Genomic DNA, 12,972 nt, shown 5'->3' with positions numbered 1-12,972 from the left:
CCAGGTATAGCCAAAACATTAAAAACTAACTCATTTTTCATCGTAAACAGGTAATAAATCCAGAAAATAATGGATTAATTGCTTAATCATATGCCCTCAGAACAGATAGCACGTCCCATCTAATATGCTATTTGGCCAAATAACCAAATATTTACAAAACCAATAAAACTATGGATCTTAATTTTTATCCAGAAAATCTAAAGCGACGAAAAGGCTCTTCGTACAAAAAAATCCTAATTACGGGTATGTCGGCGTTATGCCTACTCTGTGTCGCGAGTACTGCAAACGCAGCCAATCGTAAAGCAACACTAGGAACTGGGGGTACAAACATTTCAACGAGCAAACGAGATGTTAACCTTAAGGGAAAAATTGTTGATGAAAAAGGTGAAACCTTAGTTGGCGTTAGTATAAAAGTAAAAGGTACGACTATTGTAGCCTCTACTGATGCCAATGGTGCTTTTTCCATTACGATTCCATCAACGGTGAGTAACCCGGTTTTGGTGGTTTCATATATCGGATATACCACACAAGAAGTCCCTGTAGAGGGAAAAACGACTATCAGCATTCAACTAAAAAGTTCAACAAATGATTTAGACGAGGTTGTAGTTGTAGGTTACAATACGGTTAAAAAAAGCGATTTAACAGGAGCGGTAGTAAGTCTCGGCGCTAAAGAAATCAGATCAAGACCAGTAACCAATGCGCTACAAGCCATTCAGGGTAAAGCTGCAGGTGTAGATATAACATCGAACGAACGACCGGGCCAATTGGGAAGCATATTAATCAGAGGGGTTAGGTCGTTAAAAGCAAGTAACTCTCCATTATATGTTGTAGACGGGATTCCATTGCAAGCCGGTGGTATCGACGCCATTAACCCTAACGACATCGAAACGATCGATATCCTAAAAGATGCATCAGCAACAGCAGTCTATGGTTCGCGTGGCGCAAACGGTGTTGTTTTAGTAACCACTAAAAAAGGTAAAACTGGGCGGTTAACAATGGATTACGTAGGTACTGCAACTATTGAAACACTGAATGACAGGATGGAAATGATGAATTCGGGACAGTATATCGAATTTAGGCGTGATGCTTTCCGAAGGGTAGGTTATTTAAATCCAGCAGCGCAACCTAATGCTACCTATCCCACTATACCTACACAAACAGACGACAACCGCATTTTCCCTAACGATAGCTATGTAACAGCAAACATTGCAGCAGGCTGGCAAAATGGTGTTTATGATGGCAGCTTAGTTCCAACTACAGATTGGGGTGATTTAGTAACCAGGACCGGGATTACGCAGGATCATGTATTGAGCGTGAGTGGTGGTACAGATAAAATAAAGGCATATGGATCGTTCGGTTATTTAAACCAGACAGGAACGCAATTAGGACAAGATTTTGAAAGATATAGCGGTAAATTAAGCGTTGAACTTGCACCAGTTAAATGGTTCAAAATGGGACTTAACCTAACCGCCACTTATGGTTTACAAAACTATGGTTTCCAGGCAGCCAGTGCATCGGGTGCTGGTAATATTTATGCAGCAGCAAGGGGCATGCTTCCTTTGGCTGTTCCTTATGATGCAAATGGCAATAGAATTAACTTGCCGGGAGGAGATATCAATATCCAAAACCCAGTTCTAGAGGCTGATTATAACATCAACCTTCGTAAGACATTAAGAACATTAGGATCGGCATTTGCTGAGGTTAATATTTTAAAGGGATTGAAATACCGCATCAATTTCGGACCTGATTTTTCTAATTATTATAATGGCAGATATCAGGATGCAAAATCGGTGAACCGCGATGCAGGTATACCAGGTTCGGTTAACAATTATGCACAGTTAAACCAGAGCAATAAATTTGCCTATACGCTCGATCACTTATTATACTATGATAAAACCATCGATAAACACAATTTCGGTGTAACCTTGCTACAAAGTTCTTCTTCTTTCAGAGATGAATCTTCATCATTAACAGGAAGTAAAATAAATCTAATTGCCCCCCTTTGGTATGGATTGAGAGCGGCAAGTATTACGGCTTTAGATGGCTTTGATACGGATCTAAGAAAATCCACTTTGGCATCTTACATGGCCAGGATAAACTACAGTTTCAACAATAAGTACCTATTAACTGCTTCTACCCGTTGGGATGGCGCCTCTCAATTGGCGGCAGGCAACAAATGGGATTTTTTCCCATCTGCGGCACTGGCATGGCGTATAGAGCAAGAAGATTTCATGAAAAACATTAAATGGGTAAACCAGTTGAAATTAAGGCTTGGGGTGGGTAGTACAGGGAACTCATCAGTAGATATTGGTAGCACCTTAGGCTTATTGCAACCGCTTACCTATACTTTTGGTAGTTCTGCACAAATCGGATATGTAGCATCAGATGCCTCTTTGGCCAACCCTATTTCCTTCCCAAACAAATTATTAAGCTGGGAGAAAACCCTACAGTATAATCTGGGATTAGATTTCGACTTGTTAAGAGGAAGAATTAGCGGATCATTAGATTTTTATAAATCGAAAACCACAGACCTGATCCTGCAAAAGAACATTAACATTATTAATGGTTACCCTACCTCATTTGATAACATCGGATCGACTAAGAATAGAGGTTTCGACTTAACCTTAAATACGGTTAATGCAAAAACAAAAGATTTTAGCTGGGAATCTACTTTGAGTTTCTCGGTTAGTAAAGATGAAATTCTTGCATTAAACGGCGGTAATATGGTTCTTGACCGTTTCTTTATTGGTCAGCGGAATGGTGTGGCTTACGATTTTGTAAAGGATGGTATCTGGCAAAATACACCAGAAGACATGGCTGAAATGGCAAAATTTAATGCCAATCTACCACTGGCCAGTTACTTTAGAGCTGGCAGTATCAAAATCAGGGATCTAAATGGTGATTATAAAATAGATGCCAACAATGATCGTCAGGTATTAGGCCACTATAACCCAAGCTGGACAGGCGGTTTAACCAACACATTTGGTTACAAAGGTTTCGATTTATCTGTATTTATTGTAGCACGCTATAACTTCCTGATCGAAACTGGCGCTGAAGCCTTACAAGGCAGGTTTGCACAACGCGTATTAGATTATTGGACGCCAACGAATCCAACAAACGCTTATCCGGCACCAAATTATGCCAGTGCAGCAGGCGACCAATATAAAAGCGCTATGAATTATCAGGACGGCTCATTTATTAAGATCAGAAATATATCATTGGGTTATAATTTCGCTGAAAACATCACTAAAAAATTAACATTATCAAGATTAAGAGTTTATGCACAGGTAATTAATCCGGGTTTAATTTATTCTAACGTTAAATGGATCGATCCGGATCTGGGTGGTTCTACTTTTAACAGAGGTGTTGTATTTGGCGTTAACGCAAGTTTTTAACCGAACGAAAAAAATATTGATTATGAAAAAGATTATAAATATAATATCAGGTGTGGCTTTGTTAGGAAGCTTAATGATCCTTCCCACTTCCTGTAAAAAAAGTTTCCTGGATGAAGAAGTGATCAACTCACGCAATACATCCGATTTCCAAAAAACAGAAGGGTTAGATGGGTTGGTTATTGGAATGTACCAAAGCTTAAAGTTCCATTTTAATTATACCTGGGCTTATACCAGCACCAATTATGGCGTAGATGAATTTACCGTAGGCGGTGATAGAACAGAACAGATGTGGAATTCTTACGACGGTAGTTTAAACTCATTTAATAGCGATGTACAGGCTGTTTTCGACAACATGTATACCAATATTAATTCGGCAAACATTGTGATTAAAAATGTACCGGTCTATTATACTGGTGCCAATAAGAATACTCGCTTAGGTGAAGGTTATTTTATGCGTGCCTTCGATTATTTTAAATTGGTTAAACAATTTGGTGGCGTTCCTTTACAGCTCGAATCTTTAGAAATCATTAAAGAAGAGTTTACCAGAAATTCAGCAAAAGAGGTATACGAACAGGTAATCCAGGATTTTATTCAGGCTTATACCCTGCTTCCTGCTACGCCAGGAGAAACCGGAAGACTTACAAAATGGGCAGCAGCACATTTTTTGGCCAAAGCATATCTGTTCCGTGCAAGTGAAATGAATAACGATTGGAATGGCGATACCAAAACTGCCGATCTTCAAAACGCAGTTAAATATGCCGATTTAGTAATTGGCAGTGGTCAACACACCTTAGCCACGAACTTTAGTGATCTTTGGAACTTTACAGCTGTAGATGGCCCCAACGAAAGCAATAAAGAAATTATTCTTGCTGCTCAATTCTCCAATAACACGGCTACACAAGGCCGTTATGGAAATCAGGTTCACTTGTATTATCCATCTGTTTATCAAAACCTTCCGGGCATGCAGCGTGATATCCCTGGTGGCCGTGAATTTCAGCGCATGAGATCAACTGACTATGCTATTGATGTTTTTGACCGTGTTAACGACTCGAGGTTTTGGAAAAGTTTTAAAACGCGCTATTTATGCAACAACCCAGCTGGTGCACCCAAGTGGACGGCAGCAACTGCTCCTACCCCTGCACTTGTTAATCAGGTTAAATTTACCGGTGGTCAGGAATCAATTCTATATATCATCAATGATGCTAACGATACCCGTTACACCAGTACAAACATTACACTGAGAGCACCAAGCATTTACGTTAGGTATTTTGCCGGCCAAGCTCAGAGCTATTTAAACGCACATGGTAATTATGGCGTAAGTCAATACCCTGCGCTTTCGAAATTTATGGATGGTTCCAGAAATTTAATTGCCTCGCAATTTGGTCAGCGCGATGGAATTTTGGCGCGCCTTGCCGAAACCTATCTAATTGCTGCCGAAGCTTACGGACGATTGGGACAATATGCACAGGCCATTCCATACCTGAATAGTGTGCGCGATCGCGCAGCTTATAAAGAGGGTGAAGATCGTTCTGCTTATGTTGATGGTGGTGTTTCCTATAAAACCAATCCGGCAGTTAACAGCTCAGGCTTTGTATCATATTCAGATAAAAATACCTATTTCGAATCAAATAACATCCCTGTAACTACTGCTAACACACTAACGTCAATGCACTTAAATAGCGAAGCTGATATTTTCAACTCGAATAAAGATTTTTATGATAAAGTTGCGGCAAGTTCAAATGCAGATAAATTTAAGGCTTTCATTTTAGATGAACGCTCGAGAGAATTAATGGGCGAACTCATGAGATGGGAAGATTTGGCCCGTACCAAAACGTTGGTAGCACGAACAGCTGCATTTAACCTTGAGGCTAAACCTGCAGAAAACAAACATTACTTGAGACCAATTCCACAAAATTTCTTAGATGTACTTAAAATTGGTGGAGAAGCTTTAACTCCTGCACAAAAACAGGCCATACAAAACCCAGGCTGGTAAACAAACTAAGCCTTATAAAAAGAGCAATTTGCCCTATGGTAAATTGCTCTTTTTGTTTATCGAATGTGGATATGACTATATTTTATCCAAAAATCTTTGCATGTTCATATCTACTCACTATTTATTATAATGGAAACGACATTGAATAACTGCACATTGTTGGTCTTTACCTTTGGTTCCTGATATTTGGTATACCAAACGGTGTTCTCCGGTAATTCGCCTCGACCAAAAGCCTTTTAAATTATGCTTTAATGGTTCTGGTTTGCCCAAACCATGAAACGGGGTTCTCTTTATGTCCTTCAACAGTTCTCTGATTTTTCTTTCTGCTTCCCCATCATTATCCATCCAATATTCAAAATCTTCCCAGGCTTCTTCGGTAAATACGATATTCATAGCTTAGGCCTCAACCGATTTTCCGTCTTCCAAAGAGAATCTCCTAGTATTACCTACTTTCAAACTTTCAATTGAGTTTTCCAATCTTTTACGATTTGCTTCCGTTGACATGAGATGTGCAGTTTCTGTAAGTGCATTGTATTCTTTAATAGAAATTACTACAACAGCATCATCTTCGTTGTTATTTCGTGGTACAATTAAAACATCCTCTGTAGCACTTATTTCATCAAAGTAGCTCTTCATGTTTGTTCTGAGCGAAGAAATGGTTACTGCTTTCATTATATAAAATTTACGTACAATCAAATGTACGTCATTATGTACAAAAAACCAAATAAACACTAACATCCAAAGATCAACAAATGATTTCCTCAACATTACGAAATCTAAAATTTTTGTATTGCATTTGTTACTTCTATAACATAGCCCGTTAGCGTTATTTCAAACACGCTTAAAGCCATTTGCAGTTTATTCCGGTCATTTTCTACAGGATAGAGCAGGATGGCCCTCTCAATTTTAAACGCTAAACTCGTTTAAACTATTTAACCAAATATTTCCTTTTTTATTAATGGTGTTTCATTTCCCTGTAGAATAGAAAATTCCATTTAATTACCAATTCAGAGATGAAGAAAATCTTGCTAGCCGGTTTCATGCTATTTTCGATATACGCCTTTGGCCAAAAAAGCAATAAAGTACAACGCGTTCCCAAACCATTGTACAGCGATCCTGTTTATGATGGCGCTGCCGATCCGGTAGTGATCTGGAATAAAGGCGAAAAAAAGTGGTTTATGTTTTATACCAACCGCAGAGCCAACGAAAAAAACCTTGATGGGGTGAGCTGGGTGCACGGCACAAGGATTGGCATTGCCGAATCGAAAGATGGTGTAAAATGGAATTACCGCGATACCTGCGATATTCAATACCGATTAACCGATTATACCCATTGGGCACCAGAAGTGATCGAAAATAAAGGGATATACCACATGTATTTAACCTACGTGCCTGGCGTTTTTAACGATTGGCGTCACCCGCGGTACATTGTTCACCTGACCAGCAAAAATCTCATCAACTGGAAATTCGAATCAAAACTGAAGCTCGCCTCCGACCGCTGCATTGATGCCTGTGTATTTAAACTGCCTAACAACAAAGGCTGGCGCATGTATTATAACAATGAAATGGCTGGCAAATCGATCTATTATGCCGATAGTAAAGACCTGTACCATTGGGAAGATAGCGGCAAAAAATTGATTGGCGATAAAGGCTGCGAAGGTCCAAAAGTATTCTATTGGAAAAACACCTATTGGATGGTGGTCGACAACTGGAACGGTTTAGGCATATATTCATCTATAGATCTCCTCAGCTGGAAACGGCAGCCTAAAAATATTTTACAGGAACCCGGAAAAGGAACCGATGATGGTGTAATAGGCGGTCATGCTGATGTTATAGTGAACGGAGACAAAGCCTATATTTACTATTTTACCCATCCTGGCCGAATACCTGGGAATAAAGGTATCGACAACGCAACAACTAGAAGAAGCGTAATTCAACTTGCAGAATTAGAATACCTCAATGGTGAAATCAGCTGCAACCGTGATAAATTCTTAGCTATTAAATTAAACCCTAACCAAATATAATGAAGCACATTTACCTTTTCTTAATGGTTGCGCTCCTACCCTTTATCGCTTTGGCACAACAAGCAACTGATCAAAGAAAAAGCTACAACTTTAATCCTGGCTGGAAACTCTTTGTAGGTGATTTATCTGGTGCAGAAAGTACCGATTTTGACGACAAAACATGGAAAACCATTACCCTACCCTATGCCTGGAACGAAGATGAAGCCTTTAAAAAATCGATAGAGGATTTATCAACTGGCATCGCCTGGTACCGCAAGCATTTTACCATTCCAGAAAACAATCCAAACCATAAAATATTCCTTGAATTTGAAGGCATTAGGCAGGCTGGTGAATTTTACCTGAACGGAAAATTTATTGGCCGACATGAAAATGGCGTAATGGCCTTTGGGTTCGACATTAGCAGCTTAATTAATCAGAACAAAGAAAATGTGATTGCAGTTAGAATCGATAATGCCTGGAACTACAAAGAAAAAGCGACCAACTCTGGCTACCAATGGAACGATAAAAACTTTAATGCCAATTACGGGGGGATATCAAAAAACGTACGCTTGCACGTTACCGGTAATGTATATCAAACACTTCCACTTTATTCTACTTTAAAAACCACAGGTAACTATTGTTACGCTAAAGATTTCAATATTAAAGGTAAATCAGCCTTGGTGGTTTCCGAATCGCAGGTTAAAAATGAAAGTGCAACGGATAAAAAACTGGTTTATGAGGTAGAACTTAAAGACCTTGATGGAAAAATCGTTAAAACTTTTAAATCTGCAGAAACCAATATCAAAGCTGGCGATACTTTAACCTTAAAAGCCGAAGCATTAGTAACCGGTTTAAATTTTTGGAGCTGGGGCTATGGCTACTTGTACACCGTTACTTCAAGATTAAAATCTGAAGGCAAGATTATCGATGAGCTGAGCACCAACACCGGGTTTAGAAAAACAGCATTTAAAAACGGGATGGTTTATTTGAATGATCGTGTATTGATGATGAAGGGTTATGCCCAGCGCAGCAGTAACGAGTGGCCGGCAATTGGCTTATCGGTGCCACCCTGGTTAAGCGATTACAGCAATCAACTCATGGTAGAAAGTAATGCCAATTTGGTACGCTGGATGCATATTACCCCTTGGAAACAGGATATAGAATCTTGCGATCGCGTAGGTTTGATCCAGGCCATGCCTGCCGGAGATTCGGAAAAAGATGTTACCGGTACCCGTTGGGACCAACGAAAAGCGGTAATGACAGATGCCATTATTTACAACCGCAATAACCCGAGTATCGTTTTTTACGAATGTGGAAACGAATCGATCAGTGCAGCGCACATACAGGAAATGAAAGAGATTAGAAATCTTTACGACCCAAATGGAGGCAGAGCTATTGGATCGAGAGAAATGCTCGATATTCCAGAAGCAGAATATGGGGGCGAAATGTTGTATATCAACAAAAGCGCAACCAAACCTGTATGGTCTATGGAATATTCGAGAGATGAGGCCCTGCGGAAATATTGGGATGAGTTCTCTCCTCCCTTCCATGTAAATGGCGCAGGCCCTAAATACAAAGATGCGGATGCCAGTGATTATAACCGCAACCAGGATTCTTTTGCCATTGAAGATATAATCCGTTGGAACGAATATTACGAAGAACGCCCAGGAACTGGAACCAGGGTAAGCTCTGGTGGGGTTAACATTATATTTTCTGATTCGAATACCCATCATCGCGGAGAAGAAAACTACCGGAGAAGTGGCGAAGTAGATGCGATGCGTATCCCTAAAGATGCTTTTTTTGCACACAAAGTGATGTGGGATGGTTGGGTTGACACTAAAAAAACTGGCATTCATTTAATCGGGCACTGGAACTACAAGACGGGTGTAAAAAAGAATGTATATGTGGTGGCTAGTGGCGACAAGGTAGAATTGGTTTTGAACAATAAATCGCTTGGTTTTGGTGAAAAAAGTAATGGTTTTCTATTCACTTTTAAGAACATTAGTTATCAGGCGGGAACAATTAAAGCTATATCCTATTCGTCAGCTGGAAAAAAACTGGCCGAAACCCAATTGAAAACAGCAGGTAAAGCTGTTGCTTTAAAACTCACCCCAATAAAAAATCCGAGTGGCTTTAAAGCCGATGGTGCCGATGTGATATTGGTTCAGATTGAAGTAATAGATCAGAACGGAAATCGTTGCCCTACCGCTTCAGATATGATCAGCTTTAGCTTAGATGGCCCTGCAGAATGGCGTGGAGGTTTAGCTCAAGGACCAGATAATTATATTTTAGCTAAAAACCTGCCCGTTGAAAATGGGGTGAACAGAGTGCTCATCAGATCGACAACTACTGCCGGAAAAATTAATTTAACGGCAAAAGTTGAAGGCTTGCAGCCTGCGAGCCTTTCTTTCGAAACTTTACCGATTAAAACTGCACAGGGATTATCTGGCCAATTGCCAAGCGATGGCTTGAAACCAAACTTAAGCAAAGGCGCAACACCACTTGATCCCTCATACACAGCTTCCCGTAAATCGATCAAAATTGTTGCTGCCGAAGCTGGCGCCAATAACGATAAAGCCAATTTAAGCTTCGATGATAATGAATTGAGTGATTGGGTGAATGATGGAAAGATTGCTACCGCATGGATCAAATATACTTTAGCAAAAGAAAGTACCATATCTGCAGTATCTTTGAAACTGAATGGTTTTAGAACCAAAATTTACCCATTGAGGATCTTAGTTGATGGAAAGGTAGTTTTCGAAGGCAATAGTAAACCAAGCCTGGGATATTTTACCGCTAATTGTAAAGCAACAAAAGGAAAAACAGTAACCATACAGTTAGTGGGTTCAGGAAAAGAAAAAGAAAACTCGAATGTTGGCGTTGAGGTAAACGGTAAAAAACTTGATGATGGTGTTGACCGTGCAGAAACCAAACTAAAAGGTGGTTTAAGTATTATTGAAGCAGAAATTTACCAGCAGCCTTAGGTCGCGCCAGACTTCCGAAGTTTACCAGGGCAACGAGCCCTGATAAACTTCGGAAGTCTTGACCAAAATAAATAACACAATATGAAAACATTAAAAAGCATTTACCTATTTTTTAGCTTATCCGTTTTTGTCTATACAGCAAATGCTCAATCTAAAGCTAATGTTGTGGTTAATTTCGACAAGAATATTGCCCCAATGAAACCAATATGGGCATGGTTTGGTTATGATGAACCGAATTATACCTACATGAAAGATGGACAGAAACTGCTGACGGAAATTTCAAAATTAAGTCCGGTTCCGGTGTACGTACGTGCGCATAATTTGCTAACCTCTGGAGATGGTACTCCAGCTTTAAAATGGGGATCGACCAACGCTTACACTGAAGATGCCAAGGGTAATCCGGTTTATAACTGGAAAATTGTTGATCAGATTTTTGATACTTATGTAAAAAGGGGCATGAAACCTTTAGCCCAAATTGGCTTTATGCCTGAAGCCTTATCAACCAAACCTTTTCCTTACCAACATAAATGGAAACCAGGTGCCCGTTATGATGAAATTTTAACCGGCTGGGCCTACCCGCCTAAAGATTATAAAAAATGGGGCAATCTTGTTTACGAATGGGTTAAACACAGCGTAGCACGTTATGGCAAGGCTGAGGTGGAGAGCTGGTATTGGGAAGTGTGGAATGAGCCGGATGGAGCTTATTGGAAAGGCACACAGGCAGAATTCTTTAAACTTTACGATTACGCTGCCGATGGGCTTAAAAGGGCTTTACCCACTGCAAAAATTGGTGGCGCCAATGTAACAGGTGGAGGCACCAAGTATTTAGATGCCTTTATTAAACATTGTTTAACCGATACCAATTATGTAACAGGCAAAATCGGTTCTCCTTTAGACGCTGTACTTTTTCATGCCAAAGGATCGCCAAAGGTAGTTAATGGAACTGTAGTGATGAATGTAAGGGCTCAGCTCCGCAATATTGATGGCAATTATAAAATCATCAGTAAATATCCTCAGCTTAAAAACATCCCTGTAATTATTGGTGAATCTGATCCCGAAGGTTGTGCCGCTTGCGGCATGAGTACTAACCCCGAAAATGCCTACCGAAACGGCACCATGTATTCGAGCTATACCGCAGCTTCATTTGCCCGGCTTTATGAACTTACAGATAAATATAACATCAATCTGTTGGGCGCTGTTACCTGGTCGTTCGAATTCGAAAACCAGCCTTGGTTTGCTGGCTTTAGAGATTTAGCCACCAACGGTGTGGATAAACCTGTTTTAAATGTATTCAGAATGTTTGGCCAGATGAAAGGGAACCGTGTTGAAGCCATAAGTAACCGCATGTACAATTTAAATGCTATTTTGGATTCGAGTATCAGAAAACCGCAGACAGATATAGGTGTTTTAGCCACTAAAGCGGAGAAAACAGCCGCTGTTATGTTGTGGAATTATCACGATGAGGATAAAACGGACTCGAAAGGTGCTGTTTCCATCTTGCTGAATAAGTTGCCTGTTAAAACGGTAACCCTCACAGCATATTGCATTGATACCGAAAACAGCAATTCCTATACAGCATGGAAAAAAATGGGTTCACCTCCAAATCCAGATGCAAAACAGATTGCAGCATTAGAAAAAGTAGGGCAACTTAAAATGATTGGTAAACCCAGGAAATTTGATACCACAAGCGGCGCTTTTGAAATGGAATTGGCCCGGCAAGGGGTAGCTTTGTTGAAGTTAGATTGGTAGATATATCGCTTTTTTTTCCACGGAAACACTGCAAGCACGGAATAAAGAAGTATTTTTTCGATAATCGTAATGTTATTTACGCACTCATTTGGAAACGAGCGCAAACAATAGTTACAGGTGGATCGTCATTCCCAACTTGATTGGGAATCTTAATGTTTTAGCTAGGTTTATATGTTGCATTAAGATTCCCGCCTGCGCCTATCGTGTGGACACATCTTGATGTGTGGGTTTTTAGGCGTTCAATCCCAAGTGGCAGAAAATCAAAAAACAGATGCAGTATAGAACAAATAGCACTACCAAACCTAAAACGCAGTGGTTTTGTGTTCATAAGCGATGAGTTAAAGCTTTCACGAGAATTGAACACAAAACAAAGTGCTGCTGTTTTTTGATGAGCGTGGGTGGTGAGGAGCCACATTGCCGGATTGACAAAGCGCTTTGGGTACTTTGGCGCTCCAAAGTACCATGCCCCGCGGCAAAGAGCGGAAAAAAAATCAACATTTATCTCCAAAGTATAGTTTTTAAGATATCAAATCTTGTTATTAGCAAGAAAGATGCTGAAATAAATCCGATAGCTATCGGATCAGCATGATTGTTATGATAAAAACAAATTTTAAGCAGCCATATTATAGTTATTTTTATAGCTGGCTTGATTTTTTATAACTGCAGCAACTCTTAGTGCTATCTTGTTTCTAACAGCATTAATTATGCTCATGCTATGCTTCCCTTCATCCTTTTTTCTATTATAATATGTTTTGAATTCCGCATTATGTTGAATTAGAGATAATGCACACATATGCAGCAATCTTTTAAGCTCTTTATTAGCCATCCGGTGTACCCTGGTTTTACCT

Annotated in this window: 8 protein-coding genes; 5 read left to right on the top strand and 3 right to left on the bottom strand. The window is 39.9% G+C overall.

The genetic code is table 11. The annotated features are described in order from the left end of the window. The first annotated feature begins 170 nt into the window (after window positions 1–170). Together EZ456_RS14940 and EZ456_RS14935 are read left to right on the top strand one after the other, a co-directional pair. Window positions 171–3,395, top strand: a complete 3,225-nt coding sequence (locus EZ456_RS14940) for a SusC/RagA family TonB-linked outer membrane protein (RefSeq protein WP_131531426.1) — start codon at window positions 171–173, stop codon at window positions 3,393–3,395. A 22-nt stretch (window positions 3,396–3,417) separates the two neighbouring features. Continuing rightward, entirely contained in the window at window positions 3,418–5,388 is a 1,971-nt protein-coding gene (locus EZ456_RS14935) for a RagB/SusD family nutrient uptake outer membrane protein (protein WP_131531424.1), read from the top strand. A gap of 117 nt (window positions 5,389–5,505) precedes the next feature. Here EZ456_RS14935 and EZ456_RS14930 read toward each other — a convergent pair whose 3' ends face one another. Both EZ456_RS14930 and EZ456_RS14925 read right to left on the bottom strand, forming a co-directional pair. After that, window positions 5,506–5,781, bottom strand: a complete 276-nt coding sequence (locus tag EZ456_RS14930) for a Txe/YoeB family addiction module toxin (RefSeq protein WP_131531423.1) — start codon at window positions 5,779–5,781, stop codon at window positions 5,506–5,508. A gap of 3 nt (window positions 5,782–5,784) precedes the next feature. Continuing rightward, window positions 5,785–6,060, bottom strand: coding sequence for a type II toxin-antitoxin system Phd/YefM family antitoxin (locus EZ456_RS14925; RefSeq protein WP_165501333.1), 276 nt, complete (start codon window positions 6,058–6,060; stop codon window positions 5,785–5,787). A gap of 341 nt (window positions 6,061–6,401) precedes the next feature. Between EZ456_RS14925 and EZ456_RS14920 the strand changes: the two genes are divergently transcribed. The 3 genes from EZ456_RS14920 (at window position 6,402) to EZ456_RS14910 (ending at window position 12,124) form a co-directional block, all read left to right on the top strand. Continuing rightward, entirely contained in the window at window positions 6,402–7,412 is a 1,011-nt protein-coding gene (locus tag EZ456_RS14920; RefSeq protein ID WP_131531419.1) for a family 43 glycosylhydrolase, read from the top strand. Beyond that, the gene (locus EZ456_RS14915) at window positions 7,412–10,375 is read left to right on the top strand and encodes a glycoside hydrolase family 2 protein (RefSeq protein ID WP_131531417.1); all 2,964 of its coding nucleotides are present in this window, start codon (window positions 7,412–7,414) and stop codon (window positions 10,373–10,375) included. Before EZ456_RS14920 ends, EZ456_RS14915 begins: the two co-directional genes overlap by 1 nt. A gap of 81 nt (window positions 10,376–10,456) precedes the next feature. Next, complete coding sequence (locus EZ456_RS14910) at window positions 10,457–12,124, top strand: GH39 family glycosyl hydrolase (protein ID WP_131531415.1); 1,668 nt, start codon at window positions 10,457–10,459, stop codon at window positions 12,122–12,124. A 610-nt stretch (window positions 12,125–12,734) separates the two neighbouring features. Here the strand turns inward: EZ456_RS14910 and EZ456_RS14905 are convergent. After that, the coding region (locus tag EZ456_RS14905) for a transposase (RefSeq protein ID WP_165501332.1) at window positions 12,735–12,972 on the bottom strand (238 nt) is incomplete at its 5' end.

Origin of the sequence: Pedobacter psychrodurus (assembly GCF_004331735.1) — a bacterium.
Classification (GTDB): Bacteria; Bacteroidota; Bacteroidia; order Sphingobacteriales; family Sphingobacteriaceae; genus Pedobacter; species Pedobacter psychrodurus.
The sequence above is the reverse complement of the archived record's forward strand: the minus strand, read 5'-3'. Positions and strand labels throughout refer to the sequence as shown.